Raw genomic sequence first — 26,943 nt, 5'->3', positions numbered from 1 at the left:
CATCACCTATTCGCACACCGCCCTCCATTTTGCTTCACCAAGGAGACGGAGACGACAAGTATCCTGACATGGAGGGCAAGACAAAAAAGTAGGTCGCCGCCCCGCAGGGGTGGTGAAACTGCAGTTGCTTTTGACTTTGACATTAAGCCGTTGCTGTTGCAGTTGCAGCCACAACCCAACACCCCAAAAAAAACAAAACCCCATCATCCGATGGGGCCCGTCCCGCCGAAGGCGCCAAAACTACACCCCCAGCCCAAAAACCAACCTTATGCCTGCGCCGGCTGCGCATCACCCGCCGCCTGCAACCGCACATTCAACTCCTTCCGATACCGGTTCAAATCCTGCACGGTCTCGAAAGTGCGCTCGAACAGCAGCGACATATTGTGCAGGATCCGCTCGATCACCTTCTTCTCCCAGCCTTCGTCGAAGCGGATCTGCTCGTCGAGCCAGTGCTCGAGCCAGTCCGGGTCCGGCAGGCGCGACTGGATGGTGTCGTTGGGGAACAACGCCTTGTTGACGTGCAGGTTGGTCGGGTGCAGCGGCTTTTCAGTGCGGCGGGCGGAGGCCATCAGCACGCCGATCTTGGCGAAGGCCGAGCGGGCGCTGTCGCCGAACTGGTTCAGGTATTTCTTCATGTAGCGCAGGTAGGCGCCGCCGTGGCGGGCTTCATCCTGCGACAGGGTGCGGTAGATCTGCTTGATCACCGGCTCGGTGTGCCATTCGGCCGCACGGCGGTACCAGTGGTTGAGGCGGATCTCGCCGCAGAAATGCAGCATCAGGGTTTCCAGCGGCGGGGCCGGGTCGAACTCGAAGCGCACGGCGTGCAGCTCTTCTTCGGTCGGCACCAGGTCCGGGCGGAAGCGGCGCAGGTATTCCATCAACACCAGCGAATGCTTCTGCTCTTCAAAGAACCAGATGCTCATGAAGGCCGAAAAGTCGGAATCGTGGCGGTTGTCGCGCAGGAACATCTCGGTGGCGGGCAGGGCCGACCATTCCGTGATGGCATTCATGCGGATCGTCTTGGCCTGGTCGTCAGTGAGCAGGCTCGGATCGAAGGAATCCCAGGGGATGTCCTTGTCCATGTGCCAACGTACCGCTTCCAGCGATTTGAACAGTTCGGGGTAGAGCATGGTAAGCCTTTGAAATTACGGGCAGATTCTACCAGATGCGAATTATTCCCAATGCGCTTTTTAAGCGCAAAGGAAGGGGGTGTTTGCGGCTGAACCTGCACGATGCCCAATTTATGGGCGAATATCGCGCCTTTCCTTGCTTTTACTGGTGCGAAAAAGAGCGGTATGCGTTGCTCTGCACGAGGTCCGGCGATGCGGCAAACCTGTTGCGGTCATAAGTCAGGCCGTCACACCGGCGGGTGGTTCGACATCAAGTGTAACCGTCCGTGCGGGCGTTGCGTTCGTGTCGTTGCCATAATCGGGCGGGATGACGTCATAGAGGAACGCCGCGAGTTCGTGCTGTTGCGCCATGGCGTCTTTCTCGCCCAGGTCGATCAGGGCCTGGGTGAACTCGGGCTCGAACAGCAGGTAGCTGGCAAAGGCGGCGCCGCGCGCTTCTGTGCCGCCCAACGGCGTCAGCAGGGCGCGCACGGTGCGGGGCAGCTGTTGAACATGCGTCGCGGCAATGGATTCGATGGGCTCGCTGGGCGAGATCGTCATCACCTGCACCGGGCGCCAGCCTTCGCGGTCGTTGGCGATCTCCGGCATGCGCGAGAGCAGGCTGTTGATGTGCTGCAGCCGTTCCAGGTCAGCGGAGAGGCCGTCGAGGAAGATGCTGGCCAGGGCCTGGCCGCCTACCTGCGCCAGCGACGGGTAGCCGCCGGCCGGCACGGTGTCGAACCAGCCGGGACGCTGGCGAGAGGCCGCGCCGATGGCCAGGATGCGAGATGCGCCCAGGTGGATGGCCGGCGACAAGGGCGACATCTGGCGCATGGTGCCGTCGCCGAACCACTCATGGTGGCCTTCGAGCTCCAGCGGCAGCGCGGGGAACAGGAAGGGGATAGAGGAGGACGCCAGGAGGTGGTCCACGCCGATCCTGGCTTCCACGGCCAGCCGCTGGCTGCGGCGCCACGGATGGATGCGGCGGTGTGACTGGTAGAAAGTGACGTGGCGCCCGGTGGTATAGGACAGCGCCGTCACGGCAAAGGCCTGGAGGTCGCCGGCGTCCAGGCTGGCCTGCACGCGCTCGGGGTCGAACAGCTCGCTGAGCAGGCCGCCCAGCGGCGCGTTGTCGAACAGCGCCCGCGGCGCGCGCCGGATGGCCCAGCCGAAGGCCAGCGCGGAGAGCCACCGCGCGCCGGATGCACCCACGCCGACGATGCCGGTGCGGTAAACATCCTCGGCATGGATGCCGCTCCACAACGCGGCCAGGCTATCGGCCGCGGCGCGGAAGTTGGCCGCGTTGATCGCCATGCCGGCGCCGTTGATGGCGCCGGCCGACGTGCCGCAAATGATGTCGAAGGGAATGCGGCCACGATCGCGGCCGTGCTGCGCGGCGATGCGTGCGAGGCCGCGCAACACACCGGCCTGGTAGGCGGCGCGGGCACCGCCACCCATCATGATCAGCGAGGTGGTCTTCACTGCAGGCGTCGGCTCCAAAGTTGGATCACGGGGTTCCCCTGGCGTCGCGTGGCTCAGATGCGGCTCAGGCTCAGGACGGCTCGCCGGAAGTATCGGTCGAGCCGTTGGCGCTGCCTTGCGGCTCGGCGGGCTTGGCCGCCGCGGATTTCTTGCTGGCCGGACGCGTGGCCTTGGGCGCGGGTTTGGCGGCCGGCTTGGCCCCGGCTGCCTTGCTGGCCGGCTTGTGGGCCGGCCTGGCCTTGCTGGCCGGCGCCTTGCCTTCGGGCTTGGCGGCGGGGGCGGGCGCGGCTTCCGGCGCGGCCGTGCCAGGCATGCCAAAGGCGCCCAAGTTGCCGAGATTTCCAAACGGCGACATGCTGGCGGTGGCGGCGCTGCTGGCGATCTGGTTGAACTGCTGCTGCAGCACATCCCACCACAGGCTGGCATCCGGCGGGGTGACGTCACCCGGGCCGGCAGCGTGGCCGGATGCTGCGGCCGGCTCTTGCGCCTGGCCAGCTTCGGGCGCATCGGGGCCGTTGTCTTCCTCGTCCTCGTTTTCCTCGACCGTGGGCTCGGGCCAGACGCGCTTGGCCGCAGGGGGCTCGGCGGGTTGCTGGTAGGGTGCCGCGCTGGGCGAGTTGGCCGCGCGCGCCACGTTTTCCATCGCGCTTTGCATCGCCTCCGGCGAGAGCGCGGTGCCGATGGTCTGCAGCGCCACCAGCGTGGCGCGCTGCACTTCCAGGCCCTGGATGGTAGTGCGCAGCAGGTTGGTGTTGAGCTGCAGCCAGCCTTCCACGGCCTTGAGGTCATGGATGCGCTTGTCGACGTCCTCCAGGTTCATCGGTGGGGTCATGGCCTGCAGGCCAGGCATCAGGCCGCCGGGCATGCCGGCGGCACTGCCCCACATCTTGCGCAGGAACTCGAAGCCGTTGGTGAAATCTGGAATCTGGCCGAACATGGTCTCGCCTCCGGGGGTCGGCAGCCGGCGGCGCCGGCTGCGGAACTGCATTGATCGGAACTACCTGCGTTACTCGAACTGCGGCGGCCGCTTTTGCCGCAGGCTGGCTACGCCTTCCTGCACATCGGGGCCGGCAAAGCCCATGAATTCCAGTGCCAGCGAGGCATCGAACGAGGGGCCCGCCATGCGCAGCCAGTTATTCAGCGCGTACTTGGTCCAGCGGATCGCCGTCTGCGACCCGGCCGCCAGCCGGCGCGCCACGTCGAAGGCGCGCTCGACCAGTTCCTCTTCGTCCACGGTCAGCGACACCAGCCCGATGCGCTCGGCCTCTTCGCCGCTCACCGACTCGCACAGCATCAGATAGTACTTGGCCTTGGCCATCCCGCACAGCAGGGGCCACACGATTGCGGCATGGTCGCCCGCCGCCACGCCCAGGCGTGTATGGCCATCGACAATGCGCGCGGTCCTGGCCGCGATCGAGATATCGGCCAGCAGGCCAGCCACCAGCCCAGCGCCGACCGCCGGGCCGTGCATGGCCGACACGATCGGCTTGTCGCAATTGATCACGTTGTAGACCAGGTCCCGGGCCTCGTGCCACACGCGGGTGCGGGTGGCGAAATCGTTGGCCATGTCTTCCACCAGGGACAGGTCGCCGCCGGCCGAAAAGCCTTTGCCTTCGCCGCGGATCAGCGCCACGCGCACGTCCGGATCGGCCGACACGTCGCGCCAGATCTCCGCCAGCTCGCGGTGCATATTGGCATCGGCTGTGGCCAGCTTGCGGTTGGCGGACTGTTGCGCACCCATCACGATCTCGAGGATGGGGCCATGCCGGCGCAGGGTCAGTGCCTGGTAGCGGTCGTAGCGTGGCGACAACGGCGCGTCGTCCACGTTGTCCGTGCCGGACGCTAGCGGGGTGGACGAAGGCGTGGGCGCTTGCGGAGGGATTGCGGTCATGGGGCAGCGATGGCCGGGGCCATTCCTTGGTGACGCGTGGGGGCCGGGCCGCGAAAAACGGCCCGGGTCGCCGCCGGTGGCTGCCTGGCGCAGTCGACGGCAATTAGCCAACCGTTCGGTCGGTCAATTATAAGCACTCCCATCGCCGCGCGGCCAGCGGCAAACAGCGTGGTCCGCGGCGCTCCCTATAGCCTCAGCCTCAGCCTCAGCCCTTCGCCGACACCAGCTGGTCGATCGCGCCGAACACCGAGCGGCCTTGCGCATCGAACATCTCGATCTTGACCGCGTCGCCGAACTTCATGAAGCCCGTGACCGGCTGGCCGCCGTCGATGATCTCCAGCATGCGCTTCTCGGCGATGCAGCAGTAGCCCTTGCTGCGGTCGACGTTGGAGATGGTGCCGGAGCCGACGATGCTGCCTGCGCGCACATTGCGCGTCTTGCAGATATGGGCGATGAGCTGGCCGAAATCGAACACCATGTCGGTGCCGCAGTCGGGCGCACCCACCTTCTTGCTATTCCAGTGGACGGTCATCGGCAGGTGCACGCGGCGCTCGCGCCAGGCTTCGCCCAGTTCGTCGGGCGTGACCGCCACCGGCGAGAAGGCGGTAGCCGGCTTGCTCTGGAAGAAGCCGAAGCCCTTGCCCAGCTCGGCGGGGATCAGGTTGCGCAGGGATACATCGTTGGCCAGCATGATCAGCCGGATGGCGTCGGCGGCCTGCTCGGGCTTGGCGCCCATCTTCACGTCGCCGGTGATGACGGCGACCTCGGCCTCGAAGTCGATGCCGAAGGCTTCGCTGGCGCACACGATATCGTCATGCGGGCCGATCATGTCGTCGGAGCCGCCCTGGTACATGAGCGGATCGGTCCAGAATTCCGGCGGCATCTCGGCGCCGCGCGCGCGGCGCACCAGTTCCACGTGGTTGACGTAGGCGGAGCCGTCGGCCCACTGGTAGGCGCGCGGCAGCGGTGCCATGCATGCCTTGGGGTCGAAGGCGAAGGGGTGGCGCGCGCGGCCCGCGTTCAGGGCATCGTAGACGTCCTGCAGCTGCGGCGCGTAGAAGTTCCAGTCATCCAGCACGGTCTGGAGCTTGCCGGCGACATCGTTGACGTAGTGGGCGGTCTTCAGGTCGCGCGAGACAACCACGAGCTGGCCGTCGCGCGAGCCGTCCTTGAGGGTGGCGAGTTTCATGTATGCGGTGCGTTAGGAAAAAAGCAGATCAAGCGGAAAAAGCAGAAAAAGCAGCCCGCTAGTCTACCGTGATGCCCTTGGCCTTGATCAGCTTGCCCCAGCGCTCGGCTTCGGCATGCGCGTACTGCGCGAATTCCTCGGGCGTGCTGGAGACCGGCTCCACGCCGATGCCTTCGAAGCGTTTCTGCACATCGGCGCTCTTGAGCGCCTTCACCAACTCGGCGTTCAGGCGGGTCACCACCGGCTTGGGGGTACCGGCCGGCGCCACCACGCCTTGCCAGGCATAGGCTTCGAAGCCGGGCACGCCGGCTTCGGCCACCGTCGGCACCGAGGGCAGCGCAGTCAAGCGCTTGGGCGTGGCCACGCCCAGCGCGCGCACTTTCCCGGCCGCCACGTTCTGCTGGCCGGAGGCGAGGTCAAGGAACATCAGTTCGACCTGGCCGGCGAGCAGGTCCTGCACCGCCGGCGCGGCGCCCTTGTAGGGCACGTGGGTCATCCTGGTCTTGGTCTGGTCCATGAACAGCTCCATGGCCAGGTGGTGCGGGCTGCCCGCGCCCGGCGAGGCGAAATTCACCTTGCCGGGGTTCTTCTGCACGTATTCGATGGCTTCCTTGAGCGTGCGCGCCGGGAAGTTCGGCGTTGCCACCAGGATCAGCGGAAAGCGCGCCACCATCCCTACATGCACGAAGTCCTTGTCGGCGTTGTAGGGCAGCTTCTTATACAGCGACGGATTGGCCGCCAGGGTGGCGGTATCGGCGGTCAGCAGCGTGTAGCCATCGGGCTTGCTGTGCGCCACCGCGTCGGCGCCGACGATGGTGGCCGCGCCCGGACGGTTGTCGATCACCACCTGCTGGCCTAGCGCCGGCGTGATGGCCTGGCCCAGCGTGCGCGCCACTACGTCGGTGCCGCCTCCCGCCGGATAGGGCACGACCCAGCGGATCGGCTGGGTGGGCCAGTTGTCGGCGGCGCAGGCGGGCTGAAACGCGGCGGCGCCCAGCGTCAGCGCGGCTAGCAGCGGCGCCGCGCAGGCACGCCATGCTTGCAGGGCGAGGCGTTGGCCGAAGGGGGAAAGGCGGGTCATCTTCGTCTCCTGTAGAAAGCGGCGGCGCCGCGCCATCTGGATTGCATGGCGGCATGCCCGCGCCGGTATTGGCCGGTGCCGAAGATATCGATTCGCCCCGACCTGTATATGTGCGCTCAAAGGTGCGCTCAAAGTCTACCGACGGTTTAAAAATTGGTAAATCGATTTCGCTATAGTAAATTCATGGACTGGACTGCATGATTGCTTTGCGCGCGCGTAGCCGGTATGTGTGACTGATGCACTTCTTTTCCAATTTCTTGCCTCCCGTTGCCGCATGACCGAACTTGAAGAAGACGATTCCAAGCTGCGTTCCGGCATCCAGTCGATCGAGGTCGGCTTCAAGCTGCTGCAGGCGCTGGCGGCATCGCCGCGCGCCATGATGCTGCGCGACCTCGCCGCCGCCGCCGACATGAATCCGGCCAAGGCGCATCGCTACCTGGTCAGCTTCCAGCGGCTCGGCGTGGTGGTGCAGGACCCGGTTGGCGGGCGCTACGATCTCGGGCCGTTCGCACTGCAACTGGGCCTCGCCGGCCTCAATCGGCTCGATCCGGTCAAGAAGGCCCGCCCGATCCTGTCGCAATTGCGCGACGAGATGGACCAGACCGTTGGCATCGCTGTCTGGGGCAACCACGGCCCGACCATCGTGCACTGGGAAGAATCCAGCCACCCGGTCACGGTCAGCCTGCGCTTGGGCGACGTGATGCCCATGCTCAACTCTGCCACTGGCAGGCTGTACGGCGCCTACCTGCCGAAACAACAGACGCGGCCGCTGGTCGAACGGGAACTGGCGGAGCGCGGCCATGACGATATTCCGGACCTGCCGCGCTCACTGGCCGACTATGACGTGGTCTGCGACGACGTTCGCGCCCATGGCGCGGCGCGCGTCAAAGGCGGCGTGCTGCCGGGCATCAATGCGTTTTCGATGCCGGTGTTCGACGCCAACGGCCACGTGGCGATGGCGCTGATCGTGCTGGGCGCGCAGAGCGTATTCGATGCAGAATGGGGCGGTGCGGTCGACCGTCATGTACGCGATATTGCCCGGCAGATTTCTTCGGAGCTTGGTTATCTTGGTGGCAGCCCGACGAGCGGGCCGAACGGCCCTTCCCCGTAAGCCTACCTCGCGCCGCCTGCGCTGGGCGGCGGCGCTTGCGCTGGTGCTGGCCGCCCACCTGCTGGCGGTGCTGGGCCTGCTGCATATGCCCGGGCTCCCGCGGGACCCGACCGCGCCGCCGCCGCTCGAAGCCATCCTGCTGCCGCCGCCGGCGCCACCGGTACCCGTAGCGCCGCCACACCCGGCGCCGGCTATACCAAAACGGCCCCCGGCGGCGCGCGCCGAGCCCACACCCACGCCTGAGCCCCCGGTTGAAGCACCCGCCACCCCTGAGGCGCCAGCGCTGCTTGCCACGCCTGGCGCCGGCCCTTCCATGGCGAGCGCCGCTGGCGGCGCCGGGAGCAGTGCGGCGCCCGCATCCGCGCCGGCGGCCGCGCAGGCCGCGGCGCCCCCTGACAACGTCCGCTACTCGGCGCCCCCATCCACGCTGCTGCACTACGCCAGCTTCGTCAATGGCGTGCAGAACCCGGATGGCCTGATCCGCTGGCAGCAAGACGGCGCGCACTACCAACTTGCGGTGGAGACACGGGTGTTGTGGTTCCGCTTCGCCTTTCACAGCACCGGCGCGCTCAACGAGCGCGGCCTCGCGCCAGAGCGCTATGAGGAGAGCCGCCGTAACCGCGTCGAGGCGGCTCGCTTCGATCGTGCCGCCGGCACGCTCGTCTTCGAGGGGCGCGGCAAGCAGGAGCCGTTGCCGGCCGCGGGCCAGGACCGTTTCAGCGTGTTCCTGCAACTGGTGGGGCTTGTGCGGGGCAATCCGCAGCGCTACGCCACGCCGGGCGTGACGGAAACCTTCGAGGTGGCGGATACGCGTGACCTGGAGCCCATGCAGGTGCAGTATGTGGGGGAAGAGGACGTGGATACCGGCCATGGCGCGGTGCGGGCCAAGCATTTCGTGCGGCTGCCGCGCCATGCCAATGATCGCCGGCGCGTGGAAGTGTGGCTGGCGCAGTCGCTGCAGTGGATGCCTGTGAAGCTGCGGCAGACGGAGCCTGACGGCACGCAGATCGAGCTCGTCTATCGCGACAGCGAGCCGCTGCGCTGAGCCTGCTAGCTGTCTTGAGGCCGTCTTAAGCCCGTCCGCATGCCGCGGCATCGGCCGCCGCTGTGGTTCACCGTGTTTTCACCAACAACCGGAGACCCGTCATGAGCGCCACCCTGCCACCATCCGAGACCCGCCGCGTGCGCGTGGGCGATATCAGCCTGCATGTGCGCATCGACGGGGGCGACGGCCCCTGGGTAGTCCTGGCGCATGCGCTGGGCGCCAATCACACCTTGTGGGATGCCACGGCGCGCCACCTGGCGCCGCGCTATCGCGTGCTGCGCTACGACCTGCGCGGGCACGGCCAGAGCGATGCGCCGATCGGCGCCTACTCGATGATCCGCCTGGCCGACGACGTGGCCTGCCTGATGGATGTGCTGGAGGTGCCGGCCGCGCATTTCGTCGGGGTCTCGGTAGGCGGCATGATCGGCCAGACCGCGGCCGTGCGCCATCCCGAGCGTTTGCTGTCACTGACCCTGGTCGCGACCGTCAACCGCACGCCGCTGGATGGCCACCCGATGTGGCATGAGCGCATCGGCCATGTGGAAGCGCACGGCATGGCGGGCGTTGCCGACAGCACCATGCAGCGCTGGTTCAGCGCGGCATTCGGGGGGGCGCATCCGCAGGAGGTAGCCCGCGTGCGCGAGATGCTGCTGGCCACGCCCGTGCACGGTTACGTCGGAACCAGCCAGGCCATCATGGCATTTGACCTCGCCGGGGCGATTTCGCGGATTCATTGTCCTACCCTGGTAGTGGCCGGCGAGGAAGACCTGGGGGCGCCGCCGGCGATGGCAAGCGAGATTGCCGCCGCCATTCCCGGTGCCCGGCTCGAAATCCTGCCTCACGCCGCGCACCTTGCCCATATCGAGCAGGCTGACCGCTTTCATTGCGTGCTGGATGCTTTCCTTGGCAATGCGGCTTGCGGCGCACAGTGCGATGTACCCTGAGACGAACCTTGGCGCTCAGGGCGGAACAGTGGGTGATAGCTTTCCCACCAAACTCAAGAACTTGCTGGGATGGCCGTTGCCCAATGTAGTGAGGGAACGCTTAAAACCTGCGGTTTGCCGAAGCAGAACTTGAAAACACGGCAAACACCCTCAGCTTGGAGGTGAAATCGCGGAGGGCAACCGGCCAGTGTGCCGGTTATCGAAATAATCAGTCGCCCGCCGCTTGACCCATGACAGCCAGGAGGTATGCCATGCAAATGATCTACAACAGCGACAATTACTGCATTGTCGAGTTTGGTGCGGATGTCGAGCATGCGCCTCTTGCCTCTGGCGGCTATGAAATCGTGGACAAGAACCTGAAACGCGAGATTTTCCTCGGTGGCCAGATGGCCGAGAGCTTTCGCGCGGACGTGACGCGTCTGATCGAAAGCGAGCCGTCGGTGGAAGAGGTGGATGATTTCCTTGGCAAGTTCGATACAGTGATGATTCACCCGCTAGTGATGCACTAGGCTCCGCGGTTGCCTTTGCCAGCTTTGCGTCGCGTGACGGGCCGGCAAGCCAAGCCATAGAGGAAATAGCAAGAAGCCCGCGCATAGCGCGGGCTTCTTGCTTTCAGGCATCGGGTTTTCAGGATCTGTTCCCGGCCGGCTTCCGCTCATTCAATGCTGTTAATACTGTTCCCAGGGTAGCCCGGCATGGCGCCAGCCATTGAGCGTATTGCGGTGGCGCTCGGCGTCAAGGTCGCCTTCGAAGCCATGCAGCACGTTGTAGACGGTAGAAAACCCGGCACCCTCCAGGGCCCGCGCGGCGGCTGTCGAGCGGTTGCCGCTGCGGCAGATCAGCAGCACCGGGCGCGCCGATGCCTGGCCAGCGAGCTTCTTCACCGACTGCACGAAATGCGGGTTCACCTCCCAGTCGGGGCCATCGTTCCAGGGCACGTTGTGTGCCCCCTTGGGGTGCCCGACGAAGAGGTACTCCATTTCGCTGCGGCAATCGATGAAGAGCGCATCGGGCGACTCGCTGAGGAGCGTTTGGGCGTCGCCGGGGCTGAGGTGTTGCATGGGCAAGGCTTTCCGTTAATGGGAATGAGGGCGAATGTGCCCAGTGTAGGGCCGGGCGGTGCCGCGCGGCAACCCGCGGGCGCCGTTGGCTGCACCGCCCGGATGCTGCCGTTATTCCGCAAACCATTGATGTAACTGATAAAATCGCAGTCTTTTCTCTTGCTGTCGAGCCCCACATGAGCGCCGCCCCACGTTCCGCCTCGCTTCCTCCCGCGCGTCCCTACACCCGGGCGGCCAACCTGCCGGCCCTGCTGCGCGAGCGCATCCTGATCCTGGATGGTGCCATGGGCACCATGATCCAGCGCTACAAGCTGACCGAGGCGGATTACCGCGGCGAGCGTTTCGCCGGGCACCATGTCGACGTCAAGGGCAATAACGAACTGCTGCTGCTGAGCCGCCCGCAGGTCATCAGCGAGATCCACGAGCAATACCTGGCCGCCGGTGCCGACCTGATCGAGACCAATACATTTGGTGCGACGGGCGTGGCCCAGGAAGATTACAAGATGGCGGACCTGGCGTACGAGATGAACGTCGTTGCGGCCCGGCTGGCGCGCGAGGCCTGCGACAAGTACAGCACGCCTGACAAGCCGCGCTTTGTGGCCGGCGCCTTCGGCCCCACGCCCAAGACCGCGAGCATCTCGCCGGACGTGAACGACCCGGGCGCGCGCAACGTGACCTTCGAAGAGCTGCGCCACTCGTACTACGAGCAGGGCAAGGGTCTGCTGGAAGGCGGTGCCGACGTGTTCCTGGTGGAAACCATCTTCGACACGCTCAATGCCAAGGCCGCGCTGTTCGCCATCGACCAACTGTTCGAAGACACCGGCGAGCGCCTGCCCGTGATGATCTCCGGCACGGTCACCGACGCCTCCGGGCGCATTCTCTCCGGCCAGACGGTGGAAGCCTTCTGGAACAGCCTGCGCCACGCCCGCCCGATCACCTTCGGCCTGAACTGCGCGCTCGGCGCCACGCTGATGCGCCCCTACATTGCCGAACTGGCCAAGATCTGCGACGCGGCTGTGTCGTGCTATCCGAACGCCGGCCTGCCTAACCCGATGAGCGATACCGGCTTCGACGAAACCCCGGAGGTCACGTCGTCGCTGGTGGAGGAGTTCGCCGCGTCCGGCCTGGTGAACCTGGTGGGCGGCTGCTGCGGCACCACGCCCGAGCACATCGCCGCCATCGCCGAGCGCGTGGCCAGCAAGAAGCCGCGCGCCTGGCCCAGCCAGTACCGCGACGCCGCCTGAACTCGCATCGCGAGCCTACAGAACAAGATCAAGCCATGACCAACGATACCCTGCCGCCGCGCCCGATGCGCCTATCCGGCCTCGAGCCTTTCACCATCGATGAAGACACGCTCTTCGTCAACGTCGGCGAGCGCACCAACGTCACCGGCTCCAAGGCCTTCGCCCGCATGATCCTGAACGGCCAGTTCGACGATGCGCTGGTGGTAGCCCGCCAGCAGGTCGAGAACGGCGCGCAGATCATCGACATCAACATGGACGAAGCCATGCTGGACTCCAAGGCGGCCATGGTGAGGTTCCTCAACCTGATCGCCTCCGAGCCCGATATCGCGCGCGTGCCCATCATGCTGGACTCGTCCAAGTGGGAAGTGATTGAGGCCGGCCTGAAATGCGTGCAGGGCAAGCCCGTGGTCAACTCGATCTCGCTCAAGGAGGGCGAGGAACAGTTCCGCCATCACGCCCAGCTGATCCGCCGCTACGGCGCCGCGTCCGTGGTGATGGCCTTCGACGAGCAGGGCCAGGCTGACACCTTTGCCCGCAAGACCGAGATCTGCAAGCGCAGCTACGACATCCTGGTCAATGAAGTCGGCTTCCCGCCCGAAGACATCATCTTCGACCCGAACATCTTCGCGGTGGCGACCGGCATCGAAGAGCACAACAACTACGCGGTGGACTTCATCGAAGCCACCGCCTGGATCAAGCAGAACCTGCCGTACGCCAAGGTCAGCGGCGGCGTGTCCAACGTATCGTTCTCGTTCCGTGGCAACGACGCGGTGCGCGAAGCCATCCACACCGTGTTCCTGTACCACGCCATCAAGGCGGGCATGGACATGGGCATCGTCAACGCCGGCCAGCTCGGCGTGTACGACCAGCTCGACGCCGAGCTGCGCGAGCGCGTGGAAGACGTGGTGCTCAACCGCCGCGAGGACAGCACCGACCGCCTGCTGGAGATCGCCGACCGCTACAAGGGCGGCGGCGCGAAGAAAGAAGAAAACCTGCTGTGGCGCGGCACCCCGGAGAACCCGGTGCCGGTGGCCGACCGCTTGTCGCACGCGCTGGTGCATGGCCTGACCACCTTTATCGTGGAAGACACCGAGGAAGTGCGCCAACAGGTGGAAGCGCGCGGCGGGCGCACGATCGAGGTGATCGAAGGCCCGCTGATGGATGGCATGAATATCGTGGGCGACCTGTTCGGCGCCGGCAAGATGTTCCTGCCGCAGGTGGTCAAGAGCGCCCGCGTGATGAAGCAGGCCGTGGCTCACCTGTTGCCCTACATCGAGGAAGAAAAGCGCCTGCTGGCCGAGGCCGGCGGCGACGTCAAGGCACGCGGCAAGATAGTCATCGCCACCGTCAAGGGCGACGTGCACGACATCGGCAAGAACATCGTCTCGGTGGTGCTCCAGTGCAATAACTTCGAAGTGGTCAACATGGGCGTGATGGTCCCGTGCAACGAGATCCTGGCGCGCGCCAAGGTCGAGGGCGCGGACATCGTCGGCCTGTCCGGGCTGATCACGCCGTCACTTGAGGAAATGGCCTACGTCGCCTCCGAGATGCAGCGCGACGACTATTTCCGCATCAAGAAGATCCCGCTGCTGATCGGCGGCGCCACCACCTCGCGCGTGCACACCGCGGTCAAGATCGCGCCCCACTACGAAGGCCCGGTGGTCTACGTGCCGGACGCCTCGCGCTCGGTCAGCGTGGCGTCCAGCCTGCTGTCCGACGATGGCGCGGCCAGGTACCTGGACGAGCTGAAGACCGACTACGAACGCATCCGCCACCAGCACGCCAACAAGAAGGCCACGCCGATGGTGTCGCTGGCCAAGGCCCGCGCCAACAAGACGCCGGTGGACTGGAGCGCCTACGTGCCACCCAAGCCGAAATTCATCGGCCGGCGCATCTTCCGCAACTACGACCTGACGGAGCTCGCCAACTATATCGACTGGGCCCCGTTCTTCCAGACATGGGACCTGGCCGGCAAATTCCCCGACATCCTCAATGACGAGATCGTCGGCGAATCCGCCCGCCGCGTGTTCTCCGACGGCAAGGCCATGTTGTCGCGCCTGATCCAGGGCCGCTGGCTGACGGCCAACGGTGTGCTGGCCCTGCTGCCGGCCAACGCCGTCAACGACGACGATATCGAGATCTACACCGACGAGACCCGCAGCAAGGTCGCGCTGACTTGGCACAACCTGCGCCAGCAAAGCGAGCGCCCGGTGATCGATGGCGTGATGCGCCCCAACCGCTGCCTGGCCGACTTCGTTGCGCCCAAGGACAGCGGCATTGCCGACTACATCGGCGTGTTCGCCGTCACCGCGGGCATCGGCGTGGACAAGAAGGAAGCCCAGTTCGAGGCCGACCATGACGACTACAGCGCGATCATGCTGAAGTCCCTGGCCGACCGTCTGGCCGAAGCCTTTGCCGAATGCCTGCACGAGCGCGTGCGCCGCGACCTGTGGGGCTACGACGCTGGCGAAGTGCTGACCAACGAGCAACTGATCGCCGAGACCTATCGCGGCATCCGTCCGGCGCCGGGCTATCCGGCCTGCCCGGAGCATACGGTCAAGGCGCCGATGTTCGAGTTCCTCAACGCCGCCGAGATCGGCATGGGCATCACCGACTCGCTGGCGATGACGCCGGCCGCATCGGTGAGCGGCTTCTACCTGGCGCATCCGGAGTCGACGTATTTTTCGGTCGGCAAGATCGGCGAGGACCAGCTGGACGATATGGTGGCGCGCCGCGGCGAAGAACGCAGCGTGCTGGAGCGCGCGCTCGCGCCAAACCTGTAACCGCTTGCGTACCGGCGCGGCGGCGTTTTGCGCCGCTGTGCCATCGCAAGCCATTGGGCAAGCAGGGAAAAGCCTCTTTAAGCGCATCCATGTGCCTTTGTAAGTTCTTCACTACTCCTTACAAGGCATTACATCTCCTAACAGACCGCGCGGCTCTGCGTCCCTAGACTGAGGACTCACATCAAGTGAACACCGCAGCGAATGTTTCGCAGCGGCGCAAACTGCTAGGAGCCTCTCCATGAACAAACTGCTGATCTCCCTTTCCGCTCTCTCGATCGCTGCCGCTTCCTCGCTGGCCATGGCACAAGGAACTGGCGTTGATGCGAAGGCTGGCGCCACCGGCGCCATGGCGGCGCCCGCGATCAGCGCGCCCGCCGACAAGGGTGCAGCCGCCAGCGCAGGTGTGAACGCTGGCCTGGGCGCTTCGGCCAGCGCCGACAAGGGCGTGGACGCCAAGGCCGACGCCGCCGCCGGCACGCACGCCAAGTCCACTGCTAAGACCAAGAAGCACAGCAGCCACGCCAAGGCCAAGAAGGGCGAGGCAGCGACCGACACCAGCGCGGCCGCCGACGCTGGCGCGGCGACCAAGGTCCAGTAAGCCTGGCCATGCCGGCAAGACTGGCATGCTGGAGCACAGGGACGGGTCCACCCCGTCCCTTTTTCATTGGTGCGGCCAGTTGGGAGCCTGTCAGTCTTACACCGACAGTCGGGCGGTTTTGTAAGCACTACAATGCATTAGCCCGGCCGCTCCTGAGAGCTGGTGCATCCATGCCCAGGGAGACATCATGATTCGCGTTTTGATCGCCGACGATCACCAGATCGTGCGCGCCGGTCTGCGGCAGTTCATTGCCGACGAGCCCGATATCCGGGTGGAGGGCGAGGCAGCCAGCGGCGACGAAGTCATGATTCGGCTGCGTGAGTTCGAGTTCGATGTGGTGGTGCTCGATATCTCGATGCCCGACCGCAACGGCATCGACGTGCTCAAGCTGCTGCGCCAGCGCCATCCCGACCTGCCGGTGCTGATCCTCTCCACCTACCCGGAAGACCAGTACGCCATCAACCTGATCCGCGCGGGCGCTTCCGGCTACCTGACCAAGGAAAGCGCGCCCGACGATCTCGTCAAGGCCATCCGCACCGTAGCCCAGGGCCGGCGCTACGTCAGCGCCAACGTGGCGGACCTGCTTATCGGCGGGCTTGACAAGCCCACCAACCAGCCGCTGCACCAGACCTTGTCCAAGCGCGAGTTCCAGATCTTCTGCAAGCTCTCGCGCGGGCAGTCGGTCTCGGTGATCGCCGAGGAGCTGTTCCTGAGCGTCAAGACGGTCAGCACCTATCGCTCGCGCATCCTGGAAAAAATGGGCATGAAGACCAATGCCGACCTGACCTACTACGCGATCAAGAACGGCCTGGTGGAGTAGGCGCCGCAAAGGCAAGGCGCATTCCACGGCACTCGGCCGCGTTTGCCAGACGCTGCTGTAGGACGGACGCCGATGGTCTCTCCCTGTACTCTGTTGCTACCATGGAATCATGTTGGATCAAGCTGCGGCCCCCTCGTATCGCGCGCTGCGGGTCCTGCTAATCGAGGACTCAGCGGTACTGCGGGGTATGTTGCTTGAATACCTGAACGCGTTTCCGTTTATCGAAGTCGTGGATTGGGCGGATACCGAAAGCGCAGCGCTGCGCCTCTACGAGGCGGGCAAGTACGAGGTCGTCATCGTTGACCTGCAGTTGCGGCAGGGCAACGGTATCAACGTGCTGCGCGCCTTGCAGAAGACCGAGGTGTCGGGCATCCGCATCGTTTACACCAATCATGCCCAGGTGCCTACATACCGGCGGCAGTGCGCCGAGGCCGGGGCGGACTATTTCTTTGACAAGTCGCTCGAGCTCGAGCAGGTGTTCCGGGTGATCGAGGAGTACGCGCAGGCAGATGGCTGAATGCGTATCGACGATCTTGACCATATCGACCATCTCGACCGTATTGTCAGTACCGGCAGTTCCAATCGCGGCCATGCCGCGTCAACCTAGAGCAAGGAGAGAATCATGAGAAAGCTGATGGCGCTGTGTGCCCTGGCAGGTGTGGTCCTGGTAACTGGTTGCAACACGATGGCCGGTGCCGGCAAGGACATCGAGAAGGGCGGCGAGAAGGTGCAAGGCGCCGCCGAGAGCACCAAGCAGAAGATGTAAGGTGCCAGCCGCCATGCCGTGTGCATGGCAACCGGGCCAGAGAACAGGTGGACAAGAGGAATGGAAAAGGGGCTCCGCGGAGCCCCTTTTCCATTTGTCACTGCTTGGCTGGCCGGCTAGCTGGCCGGCGGCGTGCCGGTGGGCTCGTCCTGCGGCTGCTCGCCGGGGTCCCCCAGGCCGTCGAGCTCGTCCTCATCGTCGCGCGGCGGCGCCACGATGGCATCGGTGAGCGGCACCACCACCCGGATGGTGACACCGGCACCGGGTTCCGACTGGAGCTCCAGCGTGCCGCCCAGCGCGATCACGCGCTGCTCCATTCCCAGCAGGCCATGGTGTCCCACCGAGCGCCGCGATTCGAAGTCCGCCGGCAGCCCGCGCCCGTTGTCGCTGATTGCCAGCTCGAGCGTGCCGTCGGCGCAATCGAGCCGGATGGACACGCGCTGCGCTTCGGCGTACTTGCTGGCGTTGGTGAGCGACTCCTGCACGATACGGTAAAGGGCGATGGCAGCGTCGTCGCGCAGCGCAGGCACCGCCTCTGCCAGCTGCACATCCGCCTCCCACTGGTTGCGCGCCGCCACTTCCTCCACCAGCTGGCCGATGGCTTCCTTCAGGCCCAGGTTGAGCAGCACGGTGGGCCGCAGGTCCTCGATCAGGCGCCGTTTGATCTGGATCCCCTGGTCCACGTGCAGCATCACGCGGGTGAGCTTTTCCGCCACATCCGGGTGGGTGTCCTGGATGCGGCGGCGCACCCAATGCATATCAAGCTTGGTGGCGGTCAGGATGGAGCCCAGCTCGTCGTGCAGCTCGCGCGCCAGCCGCGTCTTCTCGTCCTCGGTCACGCGCTGCAGGTGGGATGCCAGCGCCGATAGCTGGCGTGTGCGCGAGCGCACCATGCTGTCCAGGCGCGCGCTTTCTTCTTCCAGCTCGTTGCGTTCGGCTTCCGATACCGCCATGCGGCGCGAATGCTGCAAGCCCACCACAATCAGCAGCACGATATTGATGGCGGTCAGCAGGCCGATGCCGTAGCGCGACAGCGCAAGGTCGCGGTCGGCGTACTCCAGGCTCTGCGACACCGATTTGGCCTCGCGCTGCAGCAAGGCCTCCAGCCCGCGCCGCGCGTTGTCCATCGTCTGCTTGCCGAAGTCCGTGCGCACCAGGTCGAGCGCCACTTCCACGTCGCGCTTGCCGTAGATCAGTGTCAGGTCCATCTCGGTGAGCTTGCGGCTGACGGCGGCGGAGGCCTCGGTGAACAGCTTGAGCGCCTCCGGGTCCTCCGCGTAGCGGTTGCGCAGCGCGCTCATCAGCGCATTGATGCGCGGCACGGCCTGGTAGTACGGCTGGAGGTAGCTTTCCTTGCCGGTCAGCAGGAAGCCACGCTGGCCGGCTTCGGCAGTGACCAGCTCGCCGAGCAGGGCGTTGATCTGGCCCTGTACCTGCTGCGACTGGATGACTTGCGTATAGCCCTGGCGCAAGCGGATGTTGCCCGCCTCGGAGGCGATCAGCACCACCACGGTAAGCACGATGCCGCCCGCCAGAAGCAAGGTCGAGCGCAGCAGTGACTGCTTGAACATGTTCGTTTCCCGATGTCGGGCGCTTGGCCGGCGCGGCGTCTCCCGCACCATGCGGCGCCGCGCCTGGCTTGCACCTGTCTGCGACGATGGAAGCACATCGACGGTCTGCGGTCAACCTGCCGCGTCGCCGGTGCTGCCCGCGAGGCCGCGCCGGTGCTTGGACTGTAGGATTTGGCTGACAAGCGAATCGGTGCGGCTGCGGTGTCTGGGCGGGGGTCTGCTTTCTACCATGGTTCCATGAGCTTGCGCACCCTGCGTCAAGCCAGCTCGGGAAGAAAGAGGGAGAACGTCAATGCTGAAATGGGCGCTGATATTTGCAGTGGTTTCCGTGGTCGCCGGCTTGCTGGGGTTCACAGGTATTGCTGCCGGTGCGGCCGGCATTGCCAAGATCCTGTTCTTCATCTTCCTGGTGCTGTTCGTGCTGTTCCTTGCCCTGGGCGTGACCGTGTTCAAGGCGGTGAAATAGCCAATCGCAATCGCCGGTCGCTGTCACTTGCCAAGCGCGCGCCTGCTGGCGCGGCAGCCCAATCCACTTAGGGAGCCATCACCATGTTGCACTACGCACTCGTATTCTTTGTCATCGCCCTGATCGCCGCGGTATTCGGCTTTGGGGGCATCGCGGCAGGGGCGGTCGAGATCGCCAAGATCCTGTTCTTCATCTTCCTGGTGGTTGCGCTGGTGACGTTTGTGATCAGCCTGGTCAGGCGCTAGGGGATGTCAGGCGCGGCTTTCGCGATGGCAGTGAACGCCGCGGGCGGGGCGGCGGTCGGCAGGGCCGCCGCCCCGCTTTGCTCATGCAGATCCCGACTTACTGACTTCCTGGCAGACAGCGCGAACCGCATCACAGCACATCATCAGACCAAACGGAGATAAGCCAATGCTGACCAACAATCCGAAGATCCGCAAAGAAGTGAATCACCTGGCTGACAGCGCCGAAAGCACGGTGCGCCAGATCCGGCATGCCGCGCGCGATACGCGCGGCGCCGCCCGCGAAGCCGCGGGGCCCGTGGCCGGCGAGGTCAGCCGGCTGATTGCCCAGCTCGAGCAAACCATGGAAGTGCTGGGGCGCGAAAGCTCGTCCGAGGCAGTGCAGGCCGCACGCCGGTTGCAGGACCGTACGCGCGCCTTGCGCGACCACGTTGCGAGCCGTGCTCGCGAACGCGTCGACTATGCCGTGGACGGCGTGCAGCGGCGCGTGTTGGCGTCGCCGTTGAAAGCGATCGGTATCGCGGCGGCGCTAGGCGCTTTCGTCGGCTTGCTGATGGCAGCGAATAGCCGCAGCCGCAACGACTGACCGAGGCACTGCTGCCAGCCCTGATGAGGCAGTGAAGCCGTGAAACAGTGAAGCAGACCCCTCAGAGGCCATCGCCCAACATTCCCACAGGAGCATGACTGTCATGGACACCCCCGTAAAAGAGAAGCCCACCGCCGGCAAGGGCAAGGATCAGCAGGCCCGGAATGAGAAAGGCGCGAGCGGGGGCTTCCTGTCGGACGTCAAGACGCTGCGCGAACGCGCCCGCAAGCACATCGAGGATGGCGCTGTCACCCAGGACTACGATGCGGACCGGACCACCGTGCTGAAGCTGCTCAATGAGGCCCTGGCCACGGAACTGGTCTGCGTGCTGCGTTACCGGCGCCACTTCTTCATGGCCAAGGGCATCCACGCGGAACCGGTCGCGGCCGAGTTCAAGGTGCACTCCGACGAGGAGCAGGGGCACGCCGACCGCATTGCGGCGCGCATCTTGCAACTGGGCGGGGAGCCGGACTTCTCGCCGGACACCCTGACTTCGCGCAGCCATGCCGAGTATGTCGAGGCCGGATCGCTGACCGACATGATCAAGGAAAACCTGGTGGCCGAACGGATCGCCATCGAGAGCTACCGCGAGATGGTGCAGTACCTGGGCGAGCGCGACTCGACCACCCGCCGCATGCTGGAGGAAATCCTGGCGGTCGAGGAAGAGCACGCCGACGAACTCGCGGACATGCTGGACAAGGGCTAGCGCCTAGCCGCCAGCCAGGCTGGCAGTGCTGCATTCGCCGCATTCGCCGCGCCCCACCCAACACAGTTCTTTCCCCCTTCCGGATCCGCTTCCTGATCCGGCTCGCCCGGCCCGAATCAGCGGCTGGGCATTTTTTTGCCGGAAGCGCGAGCAAGCAGGAGAAGGGAGCGCGGGTGGGGCGGGACGCGGGGCGGCGAACGCAAGGGCAGACAAGGTGCCGGCTGGTGCCGGCTACCTTGTTGTCAATCTACGAGTGTGCGGGGATTCGGCGCACTGCCTACACCCCCCACATCACCTCGGTGCTCTCGCGCTGGGATGCGCGCAGCATGTCGAGGAAGGGGTAGGCGCGCTGGCCCAGGTGCAGGGGTTCTTCCTCGTTGTCATCGTCATTCTTGCCGGGGTGGACCGACGATACGGCCGGGTGCACCTTCTTGGCGTCCGTCACGGCGGCTTCCAGTATATGGATGCAGCGTGGCAGTTCCTCGATAGTGATCACCCCGCGCTCCCCCAGGTGCTTGCCGATAATCCCCAGGAGCGTCACGGCAAGGTCTCTCATCATGATGAGGTCCTGCGACGCGTGGGATTTGAAGGTGATCAGCATGATATTTCCTTTCCTTGGCGTACAGCGAAATACAGGGGCGAAAACCATGGCCGCGCGGCCTGTCCCGGGACCGGGCAGGGGGCTCGCAATGGCCGGTTTTGGGCTTGCTGCATGATGTCAGCATAGCACCTGATAAAATTCTGCGTTCTGCAATTCATTGCCTGCCACGCGGCGCGGCCTCCACATGCCGCCCGTGACGGTGCCGCCGCGGCAGAACCGCCGCGACGGCACCAGACAACCGCCTCAGGGCCACGACATCCATGCTGCCAGTTCAGACCACCAATCTTGCCGCTGCGTTCAATGACGCGGTGCGCGCAATCGCCCCGGCCGACACCGCCCTGCCCGACGCCGTCTTCGAGCGTCCGAAGGTCGCCGCCCACGGCGACCTGGCCTGCAACCTCGCCATGCAGGTTGCCCGCGCGCTCAAGCGCAACCCGCGGGAACTGGCCCAGCAGATCGTCGACGCAGTCAAGGCCGACGCGCGTACCGCCGGGCTGGTGGCCAGCCTGGAAATCGCCGGTCCCGGCTTTATCAACCTGCGCCTGACGCCGGCCGCCAAGGCCGATGTGCTGCGCGCGGTGCTGGAGCAGGGCAACCGCTACGGCGCCAAGGCACAGGGCGTGCACGGCAAGGTGCTGGTCGAATTCGTCTCCGCCAACCCGACCGGCCCGCTGCACGTCGGCCACGGCCGCCAGGCGGCACTGGGCGACGCGCTGGCCAACCTGCTGGACTGGCAGGGCTTTGCCGTGCATCGCGAGTTCTACTACAACGACGCCGGCGTGCAGATCCAGACCCTGGCCGTATCTGTGCAGGCGCGCGCCCGCGGCTTCAAGCCGGGCGATGCCGCGTGGCCGGAGTCGGCTTACAACGGCGACTACATCGCCGACATCGCTGCCGATTTCCTGGCAGGCAAGACCGTGCGCGCCTCCGACGGCGACGCCGTGACGGCCTCCGGCAAGGTCGAAGACATCGAGTCGATCCGCAAGTTCGCCGTGGCTTACCTGCGCAACGAGCAGGACATCGACCTGCGCGCCTTCGGCGTCAAGTTCGACCGCTACTACCTGGAGTCCTCGCTGTACAGCGACGGCCGCGTCGAAGCCGCGGTGCAGTCGCTGGTGGCCAAGGGCAAGACCTACGAGAACGAAGGCGCCCTGTGGCTGCGCACCACCGACGAAGGCGACGACAAGGACCGCGTCATGCGCAAGACCGACGGCACCTATACCTACTTCGTGCCGGACGTGGCCTACCACACCAGCAAGTGGGAGCGCGGCTTCGCCAAGGTCATCAACGTGCAGGGCAGCGACCACCACGGCACCATCGCCCGCGTGCGCGCCGGCCTGCAGGGGCTGGACATCGGCATCCCCAAAGGCTACCCCGACTACATCCTGCACAAGATGGTCACCGTCATGAAGAACGGCGAGGAGGTCAAGATCTCCAAGCGCGCCGGTTCCTATGTGACCGTGCGCGACCTGATCGAGTGGAGTAACGGCGCGGAAGGCGGCGAGACCATCCGCGGCTGCCTGGAAGCCGGCGTGGCCGACTGGCCCGAGCACTTCACCCGCGGGCGCGACGCGGTGCGCTTTTTCCTGCTGTCGCGCAAGGCCGATACGGAATTCATCTTCGATGTCGACCTGGCTCTCAAGCAGAACGACGAGAACCCGGTGTATTACGTGCAGTACGCCCATGCCCGCATCTGCTCGATCTTCGAATCCTGGGGCGGCGCGGACTGGGAGGCCAAGCTGCCTGCCCTGGCCGGCACCGACCTGGCCCCCGTGACCGGCGCCGACGCTACCCCGCAGGCGCTTGCGCTGGGCCAGCGCCTGGCCGATTTCCCGGACATGCTGGCGGCAGCGGCGGGTGAACTGGCGCCGCATGCGGTCGCCTTCTACCTGCGGGACCTGGCGGGCGATTTCCACGCCTTCTACAACTCCGACCGCGTGCTGGTGGACGACGAGACGGTCAAGCTGGCGCGCCTGGCGATGCTGGCCGCCACCCGCCAGGTGCTGCGCAACGGGCTGGCCGTCATCGGCGTCTCGGCGCCGCAGCGCATGTAAGCCAGGCCGGCGCCATGAAGGGGGCAAGCCCCCGTTCATGGCGCCGCCTTATCCGTATCGCCCTGACCACAGACAGTGATGCCGGGATCGGCGCAGGCTCTATAATCGCGCCATCACGCTAGAGGAATTCATGCAACAGCAACGCAAGCGCACCCCGCGCAATGCCAGCCGCGCCCCGCAGCGCGGAGGTACGTTCCTGGGACTGGTGCTGGGCCTGATCGTCGGCCTGGCGATCGCGGTAGTGGTCGCCCTGTACATCACCAAGTCGCCGGCGCCATTCCAGCAAAAGGGCGCGCAGAAGCCGGCCGAGCCCGGCAATGTGGTCAGCAACCTGCCCGCTCCGGCGCAGGAAGCGCCCAGCGATCCCAACAAGCCGCTGTGGAGCAAGACGCCGGCCAAGCCGGTCGGGCCTGCCGCTGAGCCCGAGCAGCCGTCCGGCCCGGCGCCGACCACGGTGAAGCCGCCCGAGCGCCAGCCGCCGGTAGCCGTCACCCGGCCAGCCGACAAGCCCGCCGCCGAGAAGCCCGCGGACAAGCCTGCCGATCGGCCCGCCGCCGAGAAGCCGGCCGACAAGAGCGCGCAGAAGCCGGCGGAAAAGCCTGCTGAAAAGCCGGCCGAGAAGCCTGTCGCCGACCCGATCGCCGAGATCGCCCAGGCCGATGCCAACAAGGTAGGCTACCTGCTGCAGGTAGGCGCCTTCCGCTCGCAGGACGACGCCGACCGCCAGAAGGCCAACCTGGCCATGCAGGGGTTCGAAGCCAAGGTGACCGAGCGCGATGTCAATGGCGTCAAGCTTTATCGCGTGCGCCTGGGGCCGTTCAACAAGATCGACGACATGAACCGTTCTCGCGACCGGCTGCAGGCGTCGGGTTTCGAGGCTTCGGTCATCCGCTTTACCAAGCAGTAACAAGCAGTAACGGTAACCCGGGGCGATCCGCTGAACCGGATTGCCCCGCCGCTGTCATACGCTCATTGCCCATTCTCGAAAGCCGCGCCACATGAAGAAACTCGCCACCTTGTTTGCCACGCTGGTCGCTGTGACCGGTTTCCTGATGACCGCGCCCGCGCAGGCAGCCGCGCCCACCTCGGGCAAGGAATACCAGGTCCTGAAAGCGCCGCAGCCCGTCGCGCCGGGCAAGATCGAAGTCACCGAGTTCTTCTGGTACGGCTGCCCGCACTGCTTTGACTTCGAGCCCGAGCTGGAAGCCTGGGTAGGCAAGCAGGGCAAGGACGTGGTGTTCAAGCGCGTGCCGGTTGCCTTCCGCGACGACCTGCTGCCGCACACCAAGATCTTCTACGCGCTGGAAGCCATCGGCAAGCTGGACGCCATGCACACCAAGGTCTTCAACGCCATCCACGTCGACCGCAAGCGCATGCTGGACCCGAACGAAATCGCCGACTTCATGGCCAAGAACGGCATCGACCGCAAGGCCTTCCTCGATGCTTACAACTCGTTCTCGGTGACCACCAACTCGCAACGCGCCAACAAGATCGCCGACGCCTACAAGATCGACGGCGTGCCGACCATCGTGGTGCAGGGCAAGTACGTGACCTCGCCGTCCATCGCCGGCACCAAGGGCACGGCCATCCAGACCATGGATTACCTGGTTGGCCAGGTGCGCGACAAGAAGATGTAATTCCCGGGCTGCGGCCAACGGCCTTTGGGCTCGCCACGCGCGAGCCGGCTGATGGCCACCAGCGGTCGACCGGCACCGCCGGCGCCGGCGAGGCGCAGCGGCGTCCGGCGCGCGCCAGGGCGGGTCGGTCGGCATGAACCATGTTGCGCTTACCCCTGGACCCTCCCGATGCGAGCACAGAAAGTCTTCCTTACCGGCGCGTCGAGCGGACTCGGCCAGGCCCTGGCGCGCGAGTACGCCTCGCAAGGCGCCATCCTCGGCCTGGTTGGCCGGCGCGAAGAGGTGCTGCGTGAATTCGCCCGCACCCTGCCCAATCCCAATGCGGTGCGCGTCTATGGCGCGGATGTGCGCGATGCCGATGCCATGCAGCGCGCCGCCCAGGACTTCCTCGATCATTTTGGTTGCCCCGATGTGGTGATCGCCAATGCGGGCGTATCGGTTGGCACCGTCGCCAGCGAGCGCGAGGACCTCGAAGCCTTCCGCATGGTGATGGACACCAACTGGTTCGGCGTGCTCACCACCTTCCAGCCCTTCATGCAGCCCATGCGCGAACGCGATCCAGGTGCCGGCGGCTGGCGCGGCACGCTGGTCGGCATTGCCAGCGTGGCCGGCGTGCGCGGCCTGCCGGGCGGGGGTGCCTACAGCGCCTCCAAGTCCGCGGTGATCAAGCTGCTGGAGAGCCTGCGCCTGGAACAGCGCCGCGAGCGCATCCGCGTGGTCACTATCGCGCCTGGCTACATCCGCACGCCGATGACCGAGCACAATCCCTATCGCATGCCCTTCCTGATGGACGCCGACGTGTTCGCCCGCAAGACGGTGCGTGCGATTGCCGCAGGGCGCCGCTTTGCCGTGGTGCCCTGGCAGATGGGCGTGGTCGCATCCATCCTGCACCTGATGCCGCGCTGGCTCTACGACGCAATCTTCTCCCGGGCGCCGCGCAAGCCGCGCGCGCAGGGAGGTAGCCAGGACAAGCAGCCATGAGCTGGCAGGACGCAGCCGGCGTCCTGCACGGCCCGGCCACGGGCGAGGTGCGCATTGCCTCGCTGGTGCCGTCCGTTACCGAACTGCTGTTCGCCCTGGGGCTGGGCCCGCTGATGGTGGCGCGCACCGGCTTTTGCATCCATCCCGAGCCCGCCGTGCGTGCCGTTGCCAAGGTGGGTGGCACCAAGGATGTCAATCTTGAGCGCCTGCGGGCGTTGGCGCCCACTCACGTAGTAGTCAACATCGACGAGAACCGGCGCGAGACGGTGGACGAGATCCGCGCGTTTGTGCCGCATGTGATCGTCACCCACCCCTGTGCGCCCGCGGACAACCTGGCGCTCTACCGGCTGCTTGGCGGCATCTTCGGCCGTCTTGCCGAAGCGGAATCGCTCTGCGCCGCCATGGCGGCCGAACTGGCGCAGGTACGTGCCCGGCAGTGGCCCGCGCGCAAGGTCCTGTATGCGATCTGGCAGGACCCGTGGATGACGGTGTCGCGCGATACCTATATCAGCCAGATGCTGGCGTTGGTGAACTGGCAGACGTGGCCTTCGGCTGACGCCATGCCCCAGGCTTGTGTTGACGGCGAGTGCAGCCGGCCCAATACGCCGCAGACGCGGTATCCGAGCTTCCGGTGGAGCGACGCGCTGGTGCGGGAGATTGACCTCGTCCTGCTTTCCAGCGAGCCCTATCGGTTTACCGAGGCGCATGTTGATGCGCTGGAGCGGCAGATTGGCAAGGAGGTTTTGCTGATCGATGGGGAGATGGTTTCCTGGTACGGGAGCCGGGCTGTGGAGGGGGTGAGGTATTTGTCGAGGTTTGCGGTTGGGGTTTAGTGGGTGTGACTGTGACTTCAGCTACAACGGCAATGGCAACGGCTTAACGTCAAAGGCAAAGGCTGAAAGTCAAAGGCAGTTTCACCTCCCCTGCGGGGAGGCGACCTACTTTCTTGTCTCGCCAAGAAAGTAGGCAAAGAAG

At 65.6% G+C, this 26,943-nt stretch carries 28 protein-coding genes; 19 read left to right on the top strand and 9 right to left on the bottom strand.

The genetic code is table 11. The features are described 5' to 3' along the window. Positions 1-266: 266 nt before the first annotated feature. From AC07XB_RS37120 to AC07XB_RS37095, 6 genes are all read right to left on the bottom strand, one after another. Positions 267-1,130: a ferritin family protein gene (locus tag AC07XB_RS37120; RefSeq protein ID WP_492375982.1), complete on the bottom strand. Its 864-nt coding sequence runs from the start codon at positions 1,128-1,130 to the stop codon at positions 267-269. Between the two features lie 219 nt (positions 1,131-1,349). Beyond that, complete coding sequence (locus AC07XB_RS37115; protein ID WP_492832685.1) at positions 1,350-2,570, bottom strand: patatin-like phospholipase family protein; 1,221 nt, start codon at positions 2,568-2,570, stop codon at positions 1,350-1,352. A 91-nt stretch (positions 2,571-2,661) separates the two neighbouring features. Then, complete coding sequence (locus AC07XB_RS37110; protein ID WP_492832672.1) at positions 2,662-3,528, bottom strand: PhaM family polyhydroxyalkanoate granule multifunctional regulatory protein; 867 nt, start codon at positions 3,526-3,528, stop codon at positions 2,662-2,664. A 69-nt stretch (positions 3,529-3,597) separates the two neighbouring features. Further along, positions 3,598-4,482 (bottom strand): enoyl-CoA hydratase/isomerase family protein, encoded by an 885-nt coding sequence (locus AC07XB_RS37105; protein WP_373887653.1) that lies wholly within the window; start codon positions 4,480-4,482, stop codon positions 3,598-3,600. Between the two features lie 205 nt (positions 4,483-4,687). Then, positions 4,688-5,671, bottom strand: coding sequence for a fumarylacetoacetate hydrolase family protein (locus tag AC07XB_RS37100; protein ID WP_492832674.1), 984 nt, complete (start codon positions 5,669-5,671; stop codon positions 4,688-4,690). Between the two features lie 58 nt (positions 5,672-5,729). Continuing rightward, positions 5,730-6,752: a Bug family tripartite tricarboxylate transporter substrate binding protein gene (locus AC07XB_RS37095; RefSeq protein WP_492832676.1), complete on the bottom strand. Its 1,023-nt coding sequence runs from the start codon at positions 6,750-6,752 to the stop codon at positions 5,730-5,732. 274 nt (positions 6,753-7,026) lie between these two features. Between AC07XB_RS37095 and AC07XB_RS37090 the strand changes: the two genes are divergently transcribed. The 4 genes from AC07XB_RS37090 (at position 7,027) to AC07XB_RS37075 (ending at position 10,361) form a co-directional block, all read left to right on the top strand. Beyond that, positions 7,027-7,863, top strand: coding sequence for an IclR family transcriptional regulator (locus AC07XB_RS37090; protein ID WP_492832678.1), 837 nt, complete (start codon positions 7,027-7,029; stop codon positions 7,861-7,863). Beyond that, positions 7,823-8,908 (top strand): DUF3108 domain-containing protein, encoded by a 1,086-nt coding sequence (locus AC07XB_RS37085; protein WP_492832680.1) that lies wholly within the window; start codon positions 7,823-7,825, stop codon positions 8,906-8,908. Before AC07XB_RS37090 ends, AC07XB_RS37085 begins: the two co-directional genes overlap by 41 nt. Before the next feature lie 101 nt (positions 8,909-9,009). After that, on the top strand, positions 9,010-9,852 hold the full coding sequence (pcaD, locus tag AC07XB_RS37080; protein ID WP_492375987.1) for a 3-oxoadipate enol-lactonase: 843 nt from the start codon (positions 9,010-9,012) through the stop codon (positions 9,850-9,852). Positions 9,853-10,103: 251 nt separating this feature from the next. After that, on the top strand, positions 10,104-10,361 hold the full coding sequence (locus AC07XB_RS37075) for a BTH_I0359 family protein (protein ID WP_006161303.1): 258 nt from the start codon (positions 10,104-10,106) through the stop codon (positions 10,359-10,361). Positions 10,362-10,520: 159 nt separating this feature from the next. Here AC07XB_RS37075 and AC07XB_RS37070 read toward each other — a convergent pair whose 3' ends face one another. Further along, positions 10,521-10,913 carry a rhodanese-like domain-containing protein gene (locus AC07XB_RS37070; RefSeq protein WP_006161304.1) on the bottom strand — a complete coding sequence of 131 codons (393 nt, stop codon included), beginning with the start codon at positions 10,911-10,913 and terminating at the stop codon, positions 10,521-10,523. Positions 10,914-11,089: 176 nt separating this feature from the next. Between AC07XB_RS37070 and AC07XB_RS37065 the strand changes: the two genes are divergently transcribed. From AC07XB_RS37065 to AC07XB_RS37040, 6 genes are all read left to right on the top strand, one after another. Continuing rightward, positions 11,090-12,157 (top strand): homocysteine S-methyltransferase family protein, encoded by a 1,068-nt coding sequence (locus AC07XB_RS37065; RefSeq protein WP_492375988.1) that lies wholly within the window; start codon positions 11,090-11,092, stop codon positions 12,155-12,157. A 35-nt stretch (positions 12,158-12,192) separates the two neighbouring features. Further along, complete coding sequence (metH, locus tag AC07XB_RS37060; RefSeq protein WP_492375989.1) at positions 12,193-14,940, top strand: methionine synthase; 2,748 nt, start codon at positions 12,193-12,195, stop codon at positions 14,938-14,940. A gap of 238 nt (positions 14,941-15,178) precedes the next feature. After that, positions 15,179-15,538: a hypothetical protein gene (locus AC07XB_RS37055; protein WP_492375990.1), complete on the top strand. Its 360-nt coding sequence runs from the start codon at positions 15,179-15,181 to the stop codon at positions 15,536-15,538. Positions 15,539-15,725: 187 nt separating this feature from the next. Then, entirely contained in the window at positions 15,726-16,358 is a 633-nt protein-coding gene (locus AC07XB_RS37050) for a response regulator (RefSeq protein WP_492375991.1), read from the top strand. 109 nt (positions 16,359-16,467) lie between these two features. Further along, positions 16,468-16,875, top strand: coding sequence for a response regulator (locus AC07XB_RS37045; RefSeq protein ID WP_492375992.1), 408 nt, complete (start codon positions 16,468-16,470; stop codon positions 16,873-16,875). 105 nt (positions 16,876-16,980) lie between these two features. Further along, positions 16,981-17,124 carry an entericidin A/B family lipoprotein gene (locus AC07XB_RS37040; RefSeq protein WP_035859076.1) on the top strand — a complete coding sequence of 48 codons (144 nt, stop codon included), beginning with the start codon at positions 16,981-16,983 and terminating at the stop codon, positions 17,122-17,124. A gap of 116 nt (positions 17,125-17,240) precedes the next feature. Here AC07XB_RS37040 and AC07XB_RS37035 read toward each other — a convergent pair whose 3' ends face one another. Beyond that, positions 17,241-18,695, bottom strand: a complete 1,455-nt coding sequence (locus AC07XB_RS37035; RefSeq protein WP_492375993.1) for a CHASE3 domain-containing protein — start codon at positions 18,693-18,695, stop codon at positions 17,241-17,243. 292 nt (positions 18,696-18,987) lie between these two features. On the opposite strand from AC07XB_RS37035, the gene AC07XB_RS37030 reads away from it, so the two are divergent. The 4 genes from AC07XB_RS37030 (at position 18,988) to AC07XB_RS37015 (ending at position 20,695) form a co-directional block, all read left to right on the top strand. After that, entirely contained in the window at positions 18,988-19,161 is a 174-nt protein-coding gene (locus AC07XB_RS37030; RefSeq protein WP_492375994.1) for a DUF1328 family protein, read from the top strand. An 83-nt stretch (positions 19,162-19,244) separates the two neighbouring features. Next, on the top strand, positions 19,245-19,406 hold the full coding sequence (locus tag AC07XB_RS37025; protein WP_150992526.1) for a DUF1328 domain-containing protein: 162 nt from the start codon (positions 19,245-19,247) through the stop codon (positions 19,404-19,406). A 166-nt stretch (positions 19,407-19,572) separates the two neighbouring features. Then, positions 19,573-19,989: a glycine zipper domain-containing protein gene (locus AC07XB_RS37020; protein WP_492375995.1), complete on the top strand. Its 417-nt coding sequence runs from the start codon at positions 19,573-19,575 to the stop codon at positions 19,987-19,989. Positions 19,990-20,092: 103 nt separating this feature from the next. Next, positions 20,093-20,695, top strand: coding sequence for a ferritin-like domain-containing protein (locus tag AC07XB_RS37015; RefSeq protein ID WP_492375996.1), 603 nt, complete (start codon positions 20,093-20,095; stop codon positions 20,693-20,695). A 277-nt stretch (positions 20,696-20,972) separates the two neighbouring features. On the opposite strand, the gene AC07XB_RS37010 is transcribed toward AC07XB_RS37015, so the two are convergent. Beyond that, entirely contained in the window at positions 20,973-21,296 is a 324-nt protein-coding gene (locus AC07XB_RS37010) for a DUF1840 domain-containing protein (RefSeq protein ID WP_174428343.1), read from the bottom strand. 260 nt (positions 21,297-21,556) lie between these two features. On the opposite strand from AC07XB_RS37010, the gene argS reads away from it, so the two are divergent. The 5 genes from argS to AC07XB_RS36985 all read left to right on the top strand — a co-directional run bounded on the left by argS (position 21,557) and on the right by AC07XB_RS36985 (position 26,801). After that, positions 21,557-23,350 (top strand): arginine--tRNA ligase, encoded by a 1,794-nt coding sequence (argS, locus tag AC07XB_RS37005; protein ID WP_174428342.1) that lies wholly within the window; start codon positions 21,557-21,559, stop codon positions 23,348-23,350. A 130-nt stretch (positions 23,351-23,480) separates the two neighbouring features. Next, a complete protein-coding gene (locus AC07XB_RS37000; RefSeq protein ID WP_492375997.1) occupies positions 23,481-24,257 on the top strand; it encodes an SPOR domain-containing protein in 777 nt (258 codons plus the stop codon). A 91-nt stretch (positions 24,258-24,348) separates the two neighbouring features. Further along, positions 24,349-24,987 (top strand): thiol:disulfide interchange protein DsbA/DsbL, encoded by a 639-nt coding sequence (locus tag AC07XB_RS36995; RefSeq protein WP_150992515.1) that lies wholly within the window; start codon positions 24,349-24,351, stop codon positions 24,985-24,987. Positions 24,988-25,155: 168 nt separating this feature from the next. Beyond that, positions 25,156-25,968 (top strand): SDR family oxidoreductase, encoded by an 813-nt coding sequence (locus AC07XB_RS36990; protein WP_043342912.1) that lies wholly within the window; start codon positions 25,156-25,158, stop codon positions 25,966-25,968. Further along, positions 25,965-26,801: a helical backbone metal receptor gene (locus AC07XB_RS36985; RefSeq protein ID WP_492832683.1), complete on the top strand. Its 837-nt coding sequence runs from the start codon at positions 25,965-25,967 to the stop codon at positions 26,799-26,801. The genes AC07XB_RS36990 and AC07XB_RS36985 overlap by 4 nt, the downstream gene beginning before the upstream one ends. Positions 26,802-26,943: the final 142 nt, after the last annotated feature.

The organism is Cupriavidus sp. GW821-FHT02F09 (assembly GCF_059421605.1).
This window is presented reverse-complemented; position numbering and strand designations above follow the sequence as displayed.